At 39.3% G+C, this 19,148-nt stretch carries 14 protein-coding genes and 1 riboswitch; of the genes, 4 read left to right on the top strand and 10 right to left on the bottom strand.

All coding sequences use genetic code 11. From position 1 onward, the window contains the following. Positions 1-700 precede the first annotated feature (700 nt). Positions 701-3,379, bottom strand: coding sequence for an S-layer homology domain-containing protein (locus tag ACJ2A9_RS21100; RefSeq protein WP_441423677.1), 2,679 nt, complete (start codon positions 3,377-3,379; stop codon positions 701-703). A 714-nt stretch (positions 3,380-4,093) separates the two neighbouring features. On the opposite strand from ACJ2A9_RS21100, the gene ACJ2A9_RS21095 reads away from it, so the two are divergent. After that, positions 4,094-5,119, top strand: a complete 1,026-nt coding sequence (locus ACJ2A9_RS21095) for a C40 family peptidase (protein ID WP_441423676.1) — start codon at positions 4,094-4,096, stop codon at positions 5,117-5,119. A gap of 121 nt (positions 5,120-5,240) precedes the next feature. Here ACJ2A9_RS21095 and ACJ2A9_RS21090 read toward each other — a convergent pair whose 3' ends face one another. Beyond that, a complete protein-coding gene (locus ACJ2A9_RS21090; RefSeq protein WP_441423675.1) occupies positions 5,241-7,211 on the bottom strand; it encodes a S8 family serine peptidase in 1,971 nt (656 codons plus the stop codon). 400 nt (positions 7,212-7,611) lie between these two features. Between ACJ2A9_RS21090 and ACJ2A9_RS21085 the strand changes: the two genes are divergently transcribed. Together ACJ2A9_RS21085 and ACJ2A9_RS21080 are read left to right on the top strand one after the other, a co-directional pair. Further along, positions 7,612-8,622 carry a C40 family peptidase gene (locus ACJ2A9_RS21085; RefSeq protein ID WP_441423674.1) on the top strand — a complete coding sequence of 337 codons (1,011 nt, stop codon included), beginning with the start codon at positions 7,612-7,614 and terminating at the stop codon, positions 8,620-8,622. Positions 8,623-9,020: 398 nt separating this feature from the next. Continuing rightward, positions 9,021-9,164 (top strand): hypothetical protein, encoded by a 144-nt coding sequence (locus tag ACJ2A9_RS21080; protein ID WP_441423673.1) that lies wholly within the window; start codon positions 9,021-9,023, stop codon positions 9,162-9,164. 259 nt (positions 9,165-9,423) lie between these two features. Here the strand turns inward: ACJ2A9_RS21080 and ACJ2A9_RS21075 are convergent, their stop codons facing one another. Continuing rightward, positions 9,424-9,537 carry a putative holin-like toxin gene (locus ACJ2A9_RS21075; protein WP_441423672.1) on the bottom strand — a complete coding sequence of 38 codons (114 nt, stop codon included), beginning with the start codon at positions 9,535-9,537 and terminating at the stop codon, positions 9,424-9,426. A gap of 315 nt (positions 9,538-9,852) precedes the next feature. Beyond that, positions 9,853-10,028: riboswitch (cobalamin riboswitch) on the top strand. 98 nt (positions 10,029-10,126) lie between these two features. Here ACJ2A9_RS21075 and bluB point away from each other — a divergent pair. Further along, on the top strand, positions 10,127-10,780 hold the full coding sequence (bluB, locus tag ACJ2A9_RS21070) for a 5,6-dimethylbenzimidazole synthase (RefSeq protein WP_441423671.1): 654 nt from the start codon (positions 10,127-10,129) through the stop codon (positions 10,778-10,780). A 140-nt stretch (positions 10,781-10,920) separates the two neighbouring features. On the opposite strand, the gene ACJ2A9_RS21065 is transcribed toward bluB, so the two are convergent. The 7 genes from ACJ2A9_RS21065 to ACJ2A9_RS21035 all read right to left on the bottom strand — a co-directional run bounded on the left by ACJ2A9_RS21065 (position 10,921) and on the right by ACJ2A9_RS21035 (position 19,146). Next, positions 10,921-12,312, bottom strand: coding sequence for an N-acetylmuramoyl-L-alanine amidase (locus ACJ2A9_RS21065; RefSeq protein ID WP_441423670.1), 1,392 nt, complete (start codon positions 12,310-12,312; stop codon positions 10,921-10,923). Positions 12,313-12,914: 602 nt separating this feature from the next. After that, the gene (locus ACJ2A9_RS21060; protein ID WP_441423669.1) at positions 12,915-14,234 is read right to left on the bottom strand and encodes a C40 family peptidase; all 1,320 of its coding nucleotides are present in this window, start codon (positions 14,232-14,234) and stop codon (positions 12,915-12,917) included. Positions 14,235-14,723: 489 nt separating this feature from the next. Next, positions 14,724-16,010 (bottom strand): TRAP transporter large permease, encoded by a 1,287-nt coding sequence (locus ACJ2A9_RS21055; protein WP_441423668.1) that lies wholly within the window; start codon positions 16,008-16,010, stop codon positions 14,724-14,726. After that, positions 15,998-16,459 carry a TRAP transporter small permease gene (locus tag ACJ2A9_RS21050; protein WP_441423667.1) on the bottom strand — a complete coding sequence of 154 codons (462 nt, stop codon included), beginning with the start codon at positions 16,457-16,459 and terminating at the stop codon, positions 15,998-16,000. The genes ACJ2A9_RS21055 and ACJ2A9_RS21050 overlap by 13 nt, the downstream gene beginning before the upstream one ends. Positions 16,460-16,607: 148 nt before the next feature. After that, the gene (locus ACJ2A9_RS21045; RefSeq protein ID WP_441423666.1) at positions 16,608-17,636 is read right to left on the bottom strand and encodes a TRAP transporter substrate-binding protein; all 1,029 of its coding nucleotides are present in this window, start codon (positions 17,634-17,636) and stop codon (positions 16,608-16,610) included. Positions 17,637-17,655: 19 nt separating this feature from the next. Further along, on the bottom strand, positions 17,656-18,453 hold the full coding sequence (locus ACJ2A9_RS21040) for a carbon-nitrogen family hydrolase (protein ID WP_441423665.1): 798 nt from the start codon (positions 18,451-18,453) through the stop codon (positions 17,656-17,658). Positions 18,454-18,465: 12 nt separating this feature from the next. Continuing rightward, entirely contained in the window at positions 18,466-19,146 is a 681-nt protein-coding gene (locus ACJ2A9_RS21035) for a DUF2848 family protein (protein WP_441423664.1), read from the bottom strand. Positions 19,147-19,148 lie beyond the last annotated feature (2 nt).

Raw genomic sequence — 19,148 nt, 5'->3', positions numbered from 1 at the left:
TTACATATTTTTACTTTTCTGAGGGAAGGCTTCTTTGACATGCCTTTCTTTTTTGTGCTCATTCTACTTTCGAATATCTATCGCCATGATTGGCTAAAATTAACCTATTACTTTGTAAACTATCAATCTTGTAACGGCCAATACACTTTTTTTTGCTTCGGATCGACTTTTTGAAGGGCACATGTGAGCACACCCAATATTCATCGAGGAGTTAATCAATAATAAAAACTTGAGTAATTATTAAGCGATTTTTAATAAAAGTAATTTGATATTACATCTACTTAGAATAACTATTGCCTTTGTGTTTAAGGTGAGAAATTCAGATATAAGTTGGATTAATAATTACTTAGAAATGAATTGGAAGTCACTTGGAGAAAATGGATTGAGTGGGTAATTGGAAAAATTAAAAAGAAATAAAAGAGAGCTATCGCCTAAGCGATAACTCTTCTATTGTGTTCATCCGTAAAGAACATCATCTTCACTTCTGCCCACGAATGGTGCCTGGCACCGATGTTCCTTATGTTTCGAAACTTAGGAGTTTTACATTCAATGAATTGGAGCTAGTTTTTTTGAGGAAGGAGTTTGAGTTAACAATTAGGATGTAGGAAGAAAATAGAAAAGAGTTACCGCCGTTAAACGATAACTCTCTTCTTTATTGCTTAAAGTGTAGAGGGATTAAACCCCATAAGCACTTATTAAATTACTTCACTTCAATAGAACTAAAGTTTGCTTTATTACCAGCTGTGTCTTTAATATCGAAGTTAGTTCCAGTCTTAACTTTTAATCCAGCATTTAATTGGTCTACAGTAAATGCAGTTCCAACAGTGATTACAATTTTCTTATCATTAGTACCATGTGCAGCTGCTTCTACAGTACCTGTATAAGCTGTAGTACCATGTTCAATTTTGAAATCTACACCATTATTACCGTCAATAGTAGTAGCATCAATTGCTTCACTAAATGTTAGTGTAATTTCATTAGTATCAGTTAATTCTGCAAGTGTAACAGTTGGACGAACATTTTCAACTAAGTTTACAGATGTAGTTTTAGAATCCATTAATACACCTGCTTTAGATTTAACTCCACTAACAGTAATTGTTTTATTACCTGATGTAGTCACTGAATCATCATTTAATGTTAATAACACTCTTGCAGTTGCAGTATTTGATGTTAACTCGACTTTCTTAATAGATGCACCTTCAATGCTGTAGTTAGCATTAATAGCTGAGCTTCCATCTACTTCTCTATCGAATAATACTTCTACTGTGTTATTAGTTACTTGGTTTACTGCAGTAACTTCCGGTTTGTTACTTGTACTATCAACATCACGTTTGAAGTTGATATCTTTTTTCTCTGCACTTACATTACTAAATAAGTCAGTTACTATGCCTTCAGGTAATGTAATTGAATAATCTGCTTTCTCTAAGTTCTTAAGATTAATTTTAATCTGCTTAGACTTTGTAGCAGTAGAACTAACTCCATGTAGAGAAACAAAAACTTCGTTTTGTACATTAGTAGTAACACCAGTAGTAACTAATGTAACACCTGATGTTACATAGTCTTTTGTTTTCTTTGCAGAAGTAATATTATTTGAATTAAATCTTGGAGTGTCAGTAGAAGCACCATAGTTAGCAAGTTGTACTTCTTTATCATAAGTAACAATTAAATGCTCTACACCATTAATTTTTTGGACAACTGCAGTTTCTACTTTAGGTTTAACATCACTTACTGTTAAATTAACAACTCTTGACACAGCGTTTTCTGGAGTAACAAGGTTAGCACCTGCAAAATCATCTAAAACAACAGTAGTTAAACCAGTTGGTAATCCAGCTGTTTCAAAGTCCCCGCCAGTACTAGCGTCTAAAGTAACTACAACTTTCTTCTTGTTATCTTTATCAATTTCAACATTTGCTGCTGTAACTGTTACCGAACCAATATCAACTGTTGGTTTAATTGAAAGGTCACGGTCAAATAAAATTTCAACTTTATTTGTACCTGTTCTAGTAATACTTTCAACTTTAGCCTCTGCACTATCAGTTGTATTGTATTTAAGAGTTACTGTAGTAGGGTTTGGACTAATTAAATTGCCGTTATAGTCACTTACACCAACAATAGTCATAACAATATCTTTATCTCTATCCGCTGGGTCTAGAGCACTTAAATCAACATTAAATTTGCTAATGTCGTCAGCATTTCTTGATACTTTTGTAGCATCTAATGTTGTATTTGAATTGAAGCTTTTACCATCAGCACGTTTAAATTCGAATGTAACACCTGCAGAATTAGCTGGCTTAACAGGCTCACTAAAAGCAACTACTGCATCTGCAACATTTTTATAAGTTAACTGACCTAATGTAGGACGAGTTGTATCTTTAGAAGTGAAAGTACTTGTAAATTCTTTAATTTCGTTTCCAAGCTCATCAGTAACAGCTTTAGTAACTGCGATTGCATAAGTGCCATCAAAGTATTGTGTAGTAGGAGCAGTTAATGTAAGAGTTTTTCCGTCTGAACTTAATTCAGCTTTAGAATCATCAAAATCAGCAACATTTTTATCTAACTCTCCAGCAGCAGTAGCTAGAGGAACTCTACTTAAAGTAATGTTACCAGCTTGTAAAGTGTCATCTGAAGTATCGACAACTGTTGTTTTTTCTACAGCTTTATTAAATTTAATTTGAATTTGCTTAGAGTTAATCGCACTTACACTCGCAACAGCAAGTTCAGCTGGAGCTGGAGGTGCAGGAAGTTCTACACGTACTTCTTCAACTTCAGTTCTGTGTACGAATACAGCAGCTTGAGCACGAGTTACAGTTGCGTTTGGAGCAAATGTAGTTTTAGTTGTACCTTCAACTACTCCTAAAGAGTAAAGTGTATTTACAGCAGCTTCATACCATGCACCTTTAACTGTGTCAGTGAATGGGATTGTTACGTCTGCATCAGCTTCAAGCTCATATAATTCAACTACCATTTTAGCTAATTGAGCACGAGTGATTGTTGCATTTGGTTGGAATGTTCCGTTAGGGAAACCTTCTACGATACCAGCTTCTACTAATGCTTCAACAGCAGCAGAATACCATGCATCGTTCTTAGTGTCAGAGAATCCTAATGTTGGGTTCTCGCTAACTTCTAGTCCAAAAGCGTCAACAAGAATTTGAGCCGCTTGTGCACGAGTTACACCTTCACTTGGTTTGAAAGTTCCATCTGGGAAACCTTTGATTGCTTCTTTACCCACTAAATAATCTACTGCATCTGCATACCAGATTCCAGAAGTTACGTCTGGGAATGAAGAATCTGCAGCTACTGCTGAAGCGCCTGTTGCTACCATTGCAGCCGCTACTGATGTTGCTAAAAACTTACGATAAGACTTTGGTTGGTAAGCCATAAGAAAAAATCCTCCCTTTAATATGTACTATGTGTACGATGTATTTTCTAATTCAAGGTTGTTGCTAAGTTCTAAGACTATGAGATTACTATCTATCTATATAATCCTCTAATCTATAAACCTCGCCTCCTCAAATTAGCAAAGTCCAATTTTACCTGCAAGACTAGTATAGTTTCCTGAAAATATAATGTCAACTAGATTATGGTATATTCGACAAAACATTCATCGGTAAATTTTACCAGTCATTTTGCAAAGATGTAATTGGCAACTTTTACAGTTATGACTATTCTACAATACTTATTCAAAATTTCAAAGTTGTTTTTCTAATATTTTAATAGATGACACAAAATTGACCTTTAATTATGTATGTAGAGTGTCATAGTTTGATAATGTAACCAACACTCTTTGCGAACTCGTGATGCATCTGCCTATGCATCATGAGCACACGTTTATTTTCCCATTATTGACCCTTTTAGTCAATGGATTTCCTATTTTTTACTTTTAGCAATTATTACCTTGTGAGGCAGCTTTGAACATTTTGTTACGGAATTGTAATGTTTTAATAGATTTTCATATGTTAGACTTAAAATTGGTTATTTCGCCATTATCTGATAATTTCATTCACAGTTTTTGGTAACTGTTAAATAATAGAAAGAGTTTTGTTGAACTTAGGCAATATGTCGAAAATTTACATAAAAAAATAGGAGTGATAGTGTGTACAGAAGAATTTTCCTTCCATCATTGTTGTCTCTACTTCTTATGATTTTTACTTTAAACCCGTTGCAAGCAGATGCTAGTGTTCGAGAGTCGTTGGCCGCAAGTGCGAAAGCCCAAATTGGTGTTCCTTACAAATTTGGCGGTACGACGACAAGCGGTTTTGATTGTTCAGGCCTGATCGGTTATGTATTTCGTGAAAATGGAATTACATTACCTCGAACTGCAAGTGAACAATATCAATCTGGTACGAAAGTAGCAAAAGCTGACTTGCAGGTTGGAGACCTTGTATTCTTTGAAACATACAAACCAGGTCCATCCCACTCGGGAATATATGTTGGAGATAACAAATTTATTCATGCTTCTTCTTCAAAAGGTGTAACGACATCTTCCATTAATGATCCATATTATTGGGCACCGCGTTACTTAGGTGCAAAACGTATTGTGAAGGATGAGGAAGCAGAAGAAGTTGCAAAAACAGAAGTGTTAGCGACATTACCAGTCGGAGAGTATCATGATGTTCCTGAGAACCACTTTGCACATCAAGCGGTAAAAGAATTAAGTACAGCTGGAATTATTAGTGGCTATGAGCAGAGCTTATTTGAACCAAATGGCTTACTAACACGGGCACAGGTGGCTTCAATGATTGCAAAAGCCTTGGATTTAGATACGTCAGAAAACACTTCGATTTATAAAGATGTCCAAAGTGATAACTGGGCAGCTGGAGCGGTTTATGCCGTATATAAGGCTGGTATCTTAACTGGTTATGAAGATGGAACGTTTAAGCCGTCAGAGACTCTTAACCGTGAACAGGTCGCAGTACTACTTGCGAGAGCATTCCGTCTGCAACTACCTGAAGATGGACAAGCTTATAATGATATTGCTACAGACTACTGGGCTCATGAGGATATTCAAAAAGTAACAGCACGTGGGATTACACCTCGAAATGCTGAAAATACTTTCCGTCCGAAAGAAAATGTGACGCGTGCATCGTTTGCAGTGTTTTTACATAGGGCGCTTAATTAAATTTAGAATTTAGAATTAAAGAAATAAAGAAAAAGATCTGGAGCAACGCTTCCAGATCTTTTTTAATCTCTTGAACTTAATTTTTAATTCTAAATTCTTAATTCTAAATTCTAAATTCAAATTATTTTAATTTAAATTGGTCGTTGATGGCTCTTGTTAGGAGGACGCTGAATTCGGCTCTTGTGACGGGCTGATTTGGTTTGAAGGTGCCGTCTGGGTAGCCTGCGGTGATGTTTTCACCAACGAGTCGCTGGATTGCTCCGTGGGCGTAGTAGGTTGGTGATACGTCGCTAAATGTTATGGTTGCTGCTTTGTTAAGTGAAAAGGCGCGGACAAATAGGACCGCAAGCTCCCCTCTAGTTACATATCGGTTTGGACGAAATGTTCCGTCTTTGTAGCCAGCGAGCAGATTTTGTTCTTGTGCTGACTGAATAAAGCCTGATGCAAAATGGCTACTACTGACATCACTGTAGTCTGTTGCGCGTCTTGCACCGTTAATACCGAGGTGACGTCCAATCATTGTAATGGCTTCTGCTCTTGTTACTTCATTGTTCGGCTGGAATGTACCATCCTCATAGCCGCCGATAATGTTAGTTTTCGTTAAATAATCCACATGCGGGGCAAACCAATCTGTTTTTGTCACGTCTTTAAAGGAATGCAAAAGAATTGGATCATCGACAATGACATCAATCTTTGTATCTCTTTTCACTTCGATTTTGATTGGCTGACTTCGGTTTGATTCTTGCTTATCACGGTCGATCGCAATAATTTCATAGGAATATGTTCCTTCGTCTACTATATCAATATAGGTGAATGTTTGGTTTCCGACCTTGGCGATCCACTCTCCATTTCGGTACAGCTGATAGCTTTCGATTCCTGTTACACTCTCTGATGCTTTCCATGTCAGTTGGACTTGTAATTTGCTGTCCGTCTTATTGTCAATCATCGTTGCTTGAACACTTGTTGGTGGAGACGGTGGTGCTTTTTCTACCTTTAAGTCTTGCGGTACTTCAATCCTTCCGTACCCATATAACTCATCTTTTCCAGTTTCCCCTAAGTCAAAGGTGTGCTTATGAAGAAGCTCACGGAGATCCGTATGGGCAATACCTGGTCTCGCTTGTTTTAATAGAGCAAGCATTCCTGTAACATGCGGGGCCGCCATTGATGTTCCACTCATCGACTTATAGCTATTGCGTAAGTAGGTACTATAGATGGCAACTCCAGGAGCTGATACTTCAACTTCCTTTCCTATGGCTGAGAAATTAGTACGGCGGTCACGTTGGTCAACGGCGGCCACGGCAATAACATTTGAATAGGCGGCAGGATACTCAACAGCCTGTCCACTGTTCCCCGCTGCGGCAACGATTAATACACCTTTATTATAGGCTTGATCGATGGCTGCTTTTAAAAGCAATGATCCTTCTATCCCGCCTGCACTAAGGTTAATAATGTCCACATCTTTGTTAATCGCCCACTCGATCGCTCTGACTAAATCAGAGTGATAGCCGTTCCCCTCTTGATCAAGAGCTTTTGCGATATAAAGATCAATGTCCGGTGCCATCCCAGCTGTCCCAATGTCATTGTTCTGTGCAGCGACAATTCCAGCCACATGTGTCCCATGGCCATTGTCATCATTATAGTCTGTTGTGTAATTTGTAAAGGCAACCGCATCAGCAATTTTGAGATCAGGATGATTTTTGGCAATTCCCGTATCAATAAGCGCTACTTTGACACCCTTTCCAGTGACACTGTTCTTCCATACTTGTGGTGCATTTGTTCTATGTACTCCCCAATCAATCGTCTGTGTTACAGACACTTGCTTATCGACTTCAACAGATTTGATACGGGGATGATGTTGTAATGTTGATAGATAGTCGCTTGGTATGGATGCAGCGACGGCTGAAATACTAGGAAAACGGTGGTGGATCTCACCATTACCTTCTATTAATATGTGGTCATAAATTTTGTCATGAAAAGTAATGATGACTCGTTCGAACTCACCGGTTTCTGCTTGAATTCTATTATCGGTCGAAAAGCTAGGAAATAAAACTAGCAGAGAAAGAAGTAATAGTAAATAGATTGTTTTTTTCATAATGATGGCCCCTTTTAAACTCAGCTAAAATATCTTTTATTATACTATATCTAGAGTCTTCTAGTTTTGCTATATTTAAGAAATTTTTTGGTTGATTGTGGAAATTAGGTGCATGCACCCTTATTACTTTGTTGATGCTGGTTGGGGTGCGGGGTTTGGAGGATGCTGCAGTAAATGACGTGGAACGGAAAAAAGGGCTCAGAAAATGTATGGCGGCGGAAGGATGTTTTTTTGTTACGAAACTGTAATGTTACAATCATTTGCCATATGGTAGACTTAAAATTATAAATTCGTCATCTTTCGACATGTTAGCGAGTTGGTTGTTTGCTAGTGTCAGAATTGGATGAGAACATGAGATTGCTAGCTAGTAAGTTTTACAAAATAATAGAGGTGATGTTGTTTGTCAGCACGAAGGTTTTTTACTTCAATCATTGCTTTACTTATCATTATGATGGGGTTTCCTCCTCATAAGGCTGAGGCGAGTACGCGGGAGAATCTTGTCGCGAGTGCCAGGGCTCAGTTAGGCGTACCGTATTTATGGGGTGGGACGACGACGAGTGGATTTGATTGCTCAGGATTTCTTAGGTATATCTACAGGGAGAATGGGATTACTCTTCCTCGTACGGCAAGTGAGCAGTTTCAGGTAGGGACGAGTGTTACAAAGTCTGACCTACAGGTTGGGGATCTTGTTTTCTTTGAAACGTACAAGCCTGGTCCATCGCATTCCGGTATGTACATAGGTAATAATCAGTTTATTTCAGCTAAATCATCACGTGGTGTGGCGATTGCATCGATTAATGACCCTTATTATTGGGGATCGCGCTATATCGGAGCAAAGCGTGTAATTAATGAGGAAGCGGCTAACCAGCAGGTACTAGCGGCATTGGCTGTTGGTGAGTATCTTGATGTTCCTGAAAGTTATTGGGCTCGTCATGAAATTAAAATCATGAGTGAGCGTGGTATTGTCAGTGGCTTTGGCGAAGGGAAATTCATGCCAAATGAGCATTTAACTCGGGCACAGGCAGCATCAATGATTGCAAGGACGTTAGAATTAAATGTATCGAATACGACGTCCGTGTTTCCTGATGTGAAATCTGATCACTGGGCAGCAGCACCGATCTATGCGGTACAGGAAGCTGGGATTGTTAAAGGATATGAAGATGGTACGTTCAGACCAAATCAGGTGCTAACGCGTGAGGAAATCTCGATGTTATTGGTACGAGCATTTTCGATAGCCGAATCTAATGGGCAAACAACATACTCAGATGTTCGTGCTGACCATTGGGCAGCGGATGCAATACAGCGCATTACAGCGAGTGGGATTACGAGAGGCTTTGAAGATAATACGTTCAGGCCGAAAGAAAAAATAACGCGTGCACAGTTTACAGTGTTTGTGTACCGTGCGATGTAAGATGATTGTTGTTTGAGAGCGTTTGCGCCAGAGTGAGATGGTGCAAACGCTCTTTTTTTGTGGGGTGAGATGGTGCATTTTTTCTAATATTTGGGAGTTGGATTATAAATGAGTGAAATTGGCTTATAAATACTCAGATTTGGCTTAAAAAGTAGTAGATTTGGCTTATAAACGTGTGAAATTGGCTTATAAGTTGGGGTGTGGGATGGTCGGTGGGAGGCATGTTCTCTTGCGGTAGACAGATATGGTGATGATGTCTATATGTGGAGACATCATGAAATGTTTGTAGTTCATTTTTATCTTATTATTGTGATTGGTTACTGATCAATTAAGTAATAAATGGTTATGTACCATTTAGATTAATCACTTGTTATAATATAACAAATGTGGTGTATACAATGTCATTAAGTGAACGTATCATTCATGAAATTGATCAACTACGAGATAATGAGAAGCAAAAGTTCCTTAAGAAAATCAAAGAAAAATATTTTCAACTTCCAAAAGATGCTTTCGTTGTTGGAGAGAATTATGAGTTTGGCTAAATGATGAGGACGATGAGTCTGATAGGCTTTGATACCTACAAGATCGGTAGCACCAACATAGTTCTATATTTACTTAAATTGCAATTGTGACTTTAACTAATGTATAATATAAATAGATAAATTGTATATTAAAAAAGACTAGGCGCTGCGAACGCCTAGTCAATGCAACTACATGCCGCATGAAGAACGGCTGACCGAAATTAGATAGTTTATTTAGTAAGAAGTAACTACCCAACTCTTTGGTCGGAGCAAGGGGCGGTTACTTCTTCTTTTTGTTGGCGACAAGTGTAATAATCGATACAACTGCAATAATCATTGTAACGATTAATGTTCCAAATTGAATTAGCATATTCATTGCTTCGTATGTCACCATATTTTCACCCCCTCTCATGCAGGGAGTGTCAACCGCCATCCGCTATATATAGTTGCACTTCCATTATACCAAACGTATATTCCATTTTGTTATCTATTGATTTAATTTATTTGAAAATTTATCGTTTACTATATACAGAAAAAGCGGCACCCTCGGCGCTTTTTCTACTTTACTTATAAAGTTGCAGTAATCCTTGATAGATCGCTTCGGCGGAATCTTCGTCCACGAGCGGTGACAGACACTAGAAAAAATGATAATATAAAAGCATACTTTTTATTTAGAATATTTAAACGGCTTATGAATTGAATTACTTAAAATTTAATATTTCTTACTGGTGCCTCATGTTGAGGAGAATAGGGAAATCGAAAAACGATACGGAGCCCGCCACTGTAGTTGATGAGTCGCTGTTGATACCACTGGATGTAATCCGGGAAGGAGACAGTTGGACAATGATTCAGAGTCAGGAGACCTGCCAGTTTAAGAACATGTAATATCCCCGGCGCTTGGGATAATTATACTGGGTTTTGGCAGCAACCTCAGTCTATTTAGACTGGGGTTTTTTTATATTTATTTTTAAGGAGTGGTAAGTATGTGGTTAAATCAAGAAGAAAAAGAAGGCGTGTATAAGGCGATCTATAACCGGCGTGATATTCGGCATTTTCGTAAGGATCCAGTTCCCGAAGAAGTACTATTACGTATATTAAATGCAGCGCACCACGCTCCATCTGTAGGATACATGCAGCCGTGGAATTTTATCATTATTAAATCAGATGAAACGAAACAACAACTGAAAAAAGCAGTCGATAAAGAAATCCAAGCTCTCGGCTTGCACTTTGAAGGTGAAAGGGCGGAAAAATACAAAACCATTAAGGTAGAAGGGCTACTAGAAGCACCTGTCACTTTATGTGTGACGTGCGATCCAACCCGTGAAGGGCCGCACGTTATTGGTAGAAATTCGATACCAGAAACGGATGTATACTCCGTTGTGTGTGCAATTCAAAACCTTTGGTTGGCTGCATATGCAGAAAAGTTATCTGCTGGATGGGTAAGTTTCTACAAAAAGGGAGATATACGCCAAATACTGGGGATCCCGCCATACATTGATCCCGTTGCTTTGATTTCGATAGGATACCCCTATCATTATCCCGAAAAACCATTGTTGGAAAAAATCGGTTGGGGGAATCGCTACCCATTAGAAAACCTGCTTTTTGCAGATAAATGGGATGAAAAATATACATTGTAAGATTTAGGTTTAGGACACTTATTTGGTTTCTTAGACGACTTTCTTTTGTAAGCCCTAAACTTTAGTAGTAACGGACATCAGGTTAAAATACTGATACGCATATTCCAAAAAAAGCGCCTCTCTCGGCGCTTTTTTTCTACTTACTTATAAAATTGCAGTAACCCTTGATAGATTGCTTCGGCGGAATCTTCGCGGAACTGGGCTGTTTTCATTTTCCCTGCCTCGGTTTGGTTTGTGACAAAACCAAGTTCGACGAGAACGCTTGGCATTGTTGTATTTTTGATGACGTAGAAGCCAGCTTCTTTCACGCCGCGGTCACGCAGCTTTAGCTTTTCGGTTAGTTGCTTTTGAATCAAATCAGCTAATTTCTTACTGTCGGCACTACTGTTCGTTCTGTCCCAATACGTTTCCGTTCCGTTTGCAGACTCGGCACTCGCACCGTTCACATGGATACTGACAAAGGAATTAGCGTTTGCATTTTTGGCGATTTGCACTCGCTCATCAAGTGTCAGGAAAACATCGGTCGAGCGGGTCATCACCACTTTTGCACCTGCGGCCTCAAGCTTTTTCTGTAGTCGTAAACCGACATCGAGAACGATTTCTTTTTCAGTGACACCAAAAGCTGATGCCCCTGGATCACGACCGCCATGTCCTGGATCGACTGCGATCACTTTTCCATGAAGCGGCTTATCACTCGTATACGATATGTAGCTAGTATGAACGTATCCATGGATCGATTGGAACACAATTTCAGCCCAGCTGCCTTGAACACTTAGCACTTGCAGCCTTGTTCCATTTTGCAGACGAGCAATGGGATCCTGATCTGTGGATGGGGTTGGGCGAACATTAAGCCCTGTTGCTGCATTGACAACGATAGCATCTTTCACATCTGCCCCACTGATTTCAATTTCTGGCGGGCGGTATTCTGGATATAGCGTTCTTGCTAAAAATAAAGCGAACTCTACTCTTGTTGTTGCACCGTTCGGACGGAAGGTTCCATCTGGGTACCCAGTTGAAATTCGTGCGGTCGCTATTCGGTCAATTGAGGGGTAGGCCATATGGCTTTTTGGCACGTCAGAAAAGTTCGCTGCGCCTCCCTCTGTTAACGGGAACGCCCGTGTTAAAAACATCGCCATTTCCGCTCTTGTTACTGTTTTTGAAGGTCGGAACGCTCCGTCTTCATAGCCGCCAACGATTTTCTGATCTGAACCTGAAGCAATATAACCTGAAGCCCAGTGGCGAGCAGGAACATCTGAGAATTTGGTTGCTCTTTGTGTCCCATTCATGTTAATTGCCCGGCCAATCATTGTGACTGCCTCTGCCCTCGTTACAGGTGCATTCGGCTTAAATGTTCCATCAGGGAACCCTGCAATGATTTTGTCATCGACTAACCGACTCACTTCATTAATGTGCTCATTGCGAACATCGGAAAATTTTGTACTCGCCTCCACTACGGATCTACTACCCTTGAAATCTGCAAAAGTAGTAAAAGCCAAGACGAACACCAAAGCTAATACAACAAATTTCCTCATCTTTATCCTCCATAACTAAATTAAACACTCTAACTATGAGTCTATCATAATTTATTTTGTAGAAATACCACTAAAAAGGCCCAATTTTGGCGAAAAAAATAGTGTGAATTTAGTTTGGAGTTTGCAGTCATGGCGGGGTCAATCTGCTTAGATTTTCCTGCCACTTTTATCTAAAAATTATAACGACTTTCCTCGCTTCATCTCTTTGTACCAGTTTGTATGGCGTTCTTTGACATACCCTTTCAACATAACTGCTGAACGTTCCTGGTAAAAGATTGCGGTTTGCTTTATTGAATTGCAGTTTGATCCTGTGAGGATTGTTGATTACGGAGAGGACACCACAACGCTTATTTAGTTAAAATCAGCAATTATTTATGCTGCGCGGACATCAGAGACGTTATTCGTTTAATTTTTGTTCGGTTTATGCTATTTTTCGGGGAATAAGGTATCTCATGGCCGCGGAGCTCAATTCTTAATTGATTTTTGATATGATAACGTCCCTGGTGTCCGCCAACGGCATAAGCGGCATACTCACCGTCTAAAAAAGACCGCAAAAAAACACATCACAATTCCTCAATTAGAAATTACGATGTGCTTTTTCGTCAAAACATTCTCTTAGCACCCAGGTAGCGGTCGCTCCAGTATTTCGTATGTAAATTGCTGACGGTTACACCAGTCGAGCTGCCACTGTGGATGAAGTTGTTGTTGCCAATGTAGATACCGGCGTGCGATGGGCCAGTTGTATACGTTTCAAAAAAGACAAGGTCCCCGACGCGCAGCTCAGAAGCGTCCGATCCTTTGTTCCACATTTCAGCAACCGTTCTTGGCAGCTTAACGTCTTGTTTGTTGAAAACATACATAAGAAATCCGCTGCAATCAAATCCGGCAGGCGTCGTTCCGCCCCAAATATACGGCACACCGACATACTCTGCTGCATCTGCAATCATATTGAATGCATCCACTTTTTTCTGGGCTGGAGCTTCTTCATTTGCGCTCCCGCTTTTTGTATTTAAAACAAGAGTCAATTGGGCCGCAGTCTCAACAGTGTACAACCCATTTGCTGTTAAGCCTTGTTCCCTCTGAAAGCTGCGGATTGCCTCTTCGGTAACTGTCCCAAAATAGCCTGTAGCAGAACGGTTAAAGTGACCTGCTGAAGCTAAATTGTTTTGCAGCTGGGTTACGGCTTGTCCGCTGGTTCCGATTTTAATCAATGGCTCCGGCTGTGTTGGCTGTGGTGCCGCTGCCGGTGGAGTTGCTGTAGGATTAGGACTAGTATTAGAATTGGAGACTTGCTGTACAGCTCTTTCTTCACTTTTAACACCACTTAGCCTGCTCCATGTTTGTGGACCGACAATACCGTCAACCGTTAAGTTGTTGTTGTTTTGGAACTGCTCAACAGCTTTTTTTGTCACTTCACCAAAATAGCCAGTTGCCTCTTGGTTAAACACCCCTGCAGCTCGAAGCTGATTTTGCAGTTCAGTTACTGCTTGTCCACTTGAACCAACTCGGAGCAACTGTGTCAACTGCACGGGTGCTGCAGCTTGGGACGGTGCAGGAGACGGTGCGGACTTTGGAGCAGCTTGTGTGGTTTCGTTGACAGATACTTGCTTGTCACTTGTACCTAATAAGGCGGCTAATGTAAGTGGACCCGCTACACCTGTTTGCTGGATTTTGTGATCCCGCTGAAACTTCATTAGTGCCTGACGAGTGATTTCACCGAAATAACCTGTTGAGGTGTGGTGTGTAAAGTACCCTTTCTTTCTTAATGCTTCCTGGAGCTCTTTTACTTCGGGGTGATCCATCCCTAATCGAAGTGTTTGGTCGCCTAATGCTGCGTCTGTTACATTCGGCACCGCTAAAAATGCCCCGGCTGCTACCGTTGAAATAACAATTCCTTTCATATGTATGTGTTGATTTGCCATCGTAATCGCCTCCTGTCTTTCGTGTGTTTTCCTAATGTTCAGAATTTTCCTATATCTCATTCTACAATATAATTTTGTTTAACATAAAATAATTACACTAAAATTCCATTACAATTTTGTTAAAGTTAGCAGCTGTTTGCTACGATAACAAACAGAACACTCCATAATTTAACAATCATTATCATTCATTATAATCCAATCATGGGTAAAAAGGTGTCGAAAATTCAAAGCTTATGTGAAAAATTTGGGAAAATGTACTCTTTTTAGTAGGAATTAAGTAATTGTATCAGACTTTTTCCAAATTGGTTCTCGAGTATGATATGGTGACATGATATGGTGACAGACACCATAGAAAGACATTTGTAGTGAAATTGTCCACGGGCGGTGACTGTCACCAAAAAAATGTCACCACATAAAAACCACTGCCCCTATTCTTGGGCAGTGGTTGGCTTGCTCTTTATCATTATATGAAATTGGTGAGTTAACATCCTACTTAACTAAATTTCCGATCATTTCAGGTAAGAACAATGTTAATTGCGGAACATAGGTAACTAATAATAAAACTACAATTAAGATTAAGATTTGCGGTATGAGATACTTAAACATTGCCGGAACTTTAATATTTGCAATTTTTGCCGTAACGAATAGACAGACACCAAGTGGCGGCGTAACCATTCCAATCGTTAAGTTCACTGATAAAATAATCCCAAAGTGAACCAAATCAATTCCAGCTGCTATGACGAGTGGAAGGAATAATGGTGTAAAGATAGAAACCGCACTAATCGTATCAATAAATGTACCTGCAATAAGAAGGATCACATTAATTAATAGAAGTAATAAAAATGCGTTATCTGCAACTGGTCCTAGTAAATCGATCATCATTTCAGGAATACGATGATACGTTAAAATCCAAATAAACAAGGCTGCATTACCAATAAGGAATACAATTGAAGCCGTTGTCTTAGCCGTATTTAATAGAATCGGCATTAAATCTTTAAAACTTAATTCCTTATAAACAAACATTCCGATGATAATTGCATAGAATACCGCGATAACTCCAGATTCAGTAGCTGTAAAAACACCAGAAATAATTCCACCCAAAATAATTAACGGCATGATTAAAGCGAGCAATGCATCTTTGAAGCCAATCAGAAATTCTTTAAAACCAGGAAAACTGTCTCTCGCTTTATAGCCATTTTTGACTCCGACATAAAAGCAGTAAATCATCAGTCCAATTCCCATCAGAACTCCAGGTACGACCCCTGCAATGAACAAATCACCAATGGAAACACTTGCCATTACCCCGAATAAAATTAAGACAATACTCGGAGGGATAATTGGCCCGATTGTTGACGAAGTGGCAACTAAACTAGATGAAAACCGGTCATCATATCCTTCTTTTCTCATGGCAGGAATCATCATCCCACCTATTGCCGCCGCTGCAGCAATCGCTGTCCCTGTAAGTGCTGAGAAGAACATGCTTGAGATAACAACAACCATTGCTAGTCCACCAGGTAAAAATCCGACTAACATTTGTGAAAATCGAATTAGACGATTGGAAATTCCACCTTTCGTCATAATCTCCCCTGCTAGAATAAATAAAGGAACGGCAACTAATGTAAAACTTTCGATTCCATTAAATACCCTTCTCGGAATATTAACCAACATTGACGGATCAGTTAGGATAATTCCTACAAATGAAACAAAACCTAGTGCAAAAGCGATTGGAATACGAATAAGAATGAGTGCGAATAGTAACGGAACTAACCAAAGCATTTGATCACCTGCCTAATGTGGAAATACAACATAATGACACCGCTAATTGGAACTGATAAATAGACGTAAGCATATTTAATTGGCAGTAGTCCGACAATCTGTCCCGACGAAAAGTTTGCTTGAACAAGCTGATAACCGAAGTAGATAAAAATGACAATGATGATCCCGACAACAACAAACTCTAGGATCGTCGCAAGCTTTTTTACCCATTCAGGAGCATTATCCAACAAGTCAACTTGGAGATGCTCTTTATTTTTAATACATAAAGCAGCACCAAATAAGATACAGTAGACAAAACTAATTAATAATACCTCTTGGGACCATCCTAAAGGCTGTTTAAGAACATATCTAAAAAACACTTGTAAAAAAGTGACAATGACGGTAATTGCCAAAAAAGTTGAAACGAGTAACTCTAAAATTTTTCCTAAGAAGTAATCAACCTTCTCCATTTTTATCCCCTCAAATCTTTAAGATTTGCTTGAAAAGCGCAAGTGCCTTGCTCAGCCCGAAGAGACCTCGAGCGGCTAGCGCTTGCGCTAGACATCTTTGAAAAACAAATCCGGATGGAGCTCCATCCGGACCCGCCTATTATATTCCTTACTGAACGTTTAAAATGTCATCAATTAATGTTTGAGGTACTTGTTGACTTAACGTATCTTTCACATCTTTTGTTGCTTCAGCAAATGCTTCACGGTTTGGCTCAGTAACTGTAACGCCACTATCTTCAAGTGTTGCAAGGATTTCTTCTTCTTTCTCAAATAAGAAATCACGTTGGTACGTAGTTGTTTCTGCTACTGCAGCACGAACAATTTCACGATATTCTTCGTTTAATTGATCATATGCTCTGTTACTCATGACAACGATTGCCGGGCTGTACGTATGTGCTGTAAGTGATACATATTTTTGAACTTCATAAAATTTCATTGAATTAATTGTTGGTAATGGGTTTTCTTGTCCATCTACAACACCTTGATCAAGTGCAGAATATAATTCATTAAAGGCAACTGGTGTTGGGTTTGCACCTAATGCTTTCATATGTGCTTCCCATACTGGTGCAGGCTGAACACGGATATTCAATCCTTGTACATCTTCAGGATTCACAACTTCACTAGCGTTATTTGATAAGTGACGGAATCCAACTTCCCAATATCCTAAACCAACCATATTCTTTTCGTTCACTATATCTAGTAAGCTGCTGCCAACTTCTCCATCTAACGTAGCATACACATGATCACGATCACGGAATAAATATGGTAAGCCAAACACATTCATCTCTGGAACTGTATTGGCAAATGAACTGTCTGCTGCAACAGTCGTCATATCAATTGTTCCATCCAAAATTTGCTCTACTGCCTCAGCTTCACTTCCTAATGTAGCATTTGAATAGATTTCAATGCTTACATTACCTTCAGTTTTTTCCTCAACTAACTCTTTAAATTTTTCAGCAGCAACATGGTATTGGTGAGTTTCTGAACCACTATGCGCTAACTTTAATGTCACTTGCTCTGCTCCACTGTCTGTAGTGTCTCCACCTTCATTAGACGTCTCACTTCCGCCACAACCTGCTGCAAAACTAAGAATTCCAACTGCCGCTAATGCCATAAATGCTTTTTTAAATCTCTTCATTAGTAATTCCCCCTGTTTTTTAATTAATATATTTATATAATCTTGAAACACGACTCATAAATACGGGTACATTCTCTCTAACTTCGAGTACTTTTTGAAGATCAAGTTCTGTTGTAAGTGTCTCTTCTTTATTTTCTGTTCCTTGGAGCAGCACATCGCCCCATGGATCAACAAACATCGAATGCCCACAAAATTCTACTCCATCATGAACGCCAACTCGGTTTGCAGAAACGATATACATTTGATTTTCGATCGCACGGGCGATTTGGAGTGCCTTCCAATGATTTACTCTCGCTGACGGCCATTCTGCTAGAATAAATAACACTTGTGCGCCTTCTAGGGCAAGTGAGCGAGCCAGTTCTGGGAAGCGCATATCATAACAAATGATTAATCCCATCTTTACGCCTTCTAATTCAAAAACTTCTGCACCTGTTTGTCCACCTTCTAAATACAGATGCTCATCTAGCATCGGAACGAGGTGAATTTTATCGTATTGATAAATAAGTTCCCCACTTCGGTTAAACACGACGGCTCGGTTATAGATTTTGTCTCCTACCTTTTGCGCAATCGAGCCACCAATGATGTTGACTTGATGCTCAGAGGCTAGTCCACTTAAAAAGTCGATCGTTACTTGTTTTTCGTCATCAGCAATAGTTTTTAAATCTTCCAATGTGTAAGCTGTCGTCCACATTTCAGGCAGGACTAATGTGTCTGAATTCTCTTCCTTAACGACTTTTTCGGCCCATGCCTTAACTTTTTTACGATTTTCTTCTGGATTACCAGCGACAATATCCATTTGATATACTGAGATTTTCAAAGAAAAACCCTCCTAATCAACTAAGCTACTAACTAGATATTCAGAGCTAATTGAATCGTTTTTAATAGGATCAATCAGTTCCATTTTATAACCATCCCCGTAAACAAACCCATTTAAAAGAGGAACTGTGCCAGCAAATACAACCGCATTCGTTAACTGCACTGATTTATTTTTAAGGTACGTAAGTATTTCTTCAAGCGGAAGGATAGCGCTTACATTCTGCTCCTGATATGGCTTCCATTCTCCACCATCTAACACTTTTGAAACTAGTTTTAATTCATCCCAATACTCAACAACATCGTTTAGCTTCCAAGCCTTATTCGCCATTGGCTTTTCACAAATTTGTTTCGACTTATTAATATCAACCGTCTCTAAGCCTCGGTCAGTGTGATCGCTTCCGACTGACACATAAACATCTTCATTTGATTCTCCAAAAATAAGGACGATTTCAGCCTCGCCTGATGTTTCTTGACCAAGAACCTCAATTTCTTTTTCATTTGTTAAGCTTGAAAGTCTCACTGGATATAGCATTGGAACTTCTGGAGGTGCTGGAATTCCTAATTCAGCTAACTCATCAATATGTTCCTTTACTTTTTTCGTATCACGTCCTGAGTAACCTATACAGTATACGGATTCAACAGAAAAGTCTTTTTCCTCACCGTTCACTGCAATACTGATATTCTTTGTTGTCATAC

The organism is Anaerobacillus sp. MEB173, from assembly GCF_052119505.1.
Taxonomy (GTDB): domain Bacteria; phylum Bacillota; class Bacilli; order Bacillales; family JBJMAU01; genus JBJMAU01.
Note: the sequence above shows the minus strand (reverse complement) of the source record. Positions and strands in the feature narration are given on the sequence as shown.

Excerpts from the sequence above, each read along its gene's own strand:
- ACJ2A9_RS21100 (WP_441423677.1), bottom strand. The coding sequence starts at position 3,379 with ATGGCTTACCAACCAAAGTCTTATCGTAAGTTTTTAGCAACATCAGTA.
- ACJ2A9_RS21090 (WP_441423675.1), bottom strand. The coding sequence starts at position 7,211 with ATGAAAAAAACAATCTATTTACTATTACTTCTTTCTCTGCTAGTTTTA.
- ACJ2A9_RS21080 (WP_441423673.1), top strand. The coding sequence starts at position 9,021 with ATGTCATTAAGTGAACGTATCATTCATGAAATTGATCAACTACGAGAT.
- ACJ2A9_RS21075 (WP_441423672.1), bottom strand. The coding sequence starts at position 9,537 with ATGGTGACATACGAAGCAATGAATATGCTAATTCAATTTGGAACATTA.
- bluB (WP_441423671.1), top strand. The coding sequence starts at position 10,127 with ATGTGGTTAAATCAAGAAGAAAAAGAAGGCGTGTATAAGGCGATCTAT.
- ACJ2A9_RS21065 (WP_441423670.1), bottom strand. The coding sequence starts at position 12,312 with ATGAGGAAATTTGTTGTATTAGCTTTGGTGTTCGTCTTGGCTTTTACT.
- ACJ2A9_RS21060 (WP_441423669.1), bottom strand. The coding sequence starts at position 14,234 with ATGGCAAATCAACACATACATATGAAAGGAATTGTTATTTCAACGGTA.
- ACJ2A9_RS21055 (WP_441423668.1), bottom strand. The coding sequence starts at position 16,010 with ATGCTTTGGTTAGTTCCGTTACTATTCGCACTCATTCTTATTCGTATT.
- ACJ2A9_RS21050 (WP_441423667.1), bottom strand. The coding sequence starts at position 16,459 with ATGGAGAAGGTTGATTACTTCTTAGGAAAAATTTTAGAGTTACTCGTT.
- ACJ2A9_RS21045 (WP_441423666.1), bottom strand. The coding sequence starts at position 17,636 with ATGAAGAGATTTAAAAAAGCATTTATGGCATTAGCGGCAGTTGGAATT.
- ACJ2A9_RS21035 (WP_441423664.1), bottom strand. The coding sequence starts at position 19,146 with ATGACAACAAAGAATATCAGTATTGCAGTGAACGGTGAGGAAAAAGAC.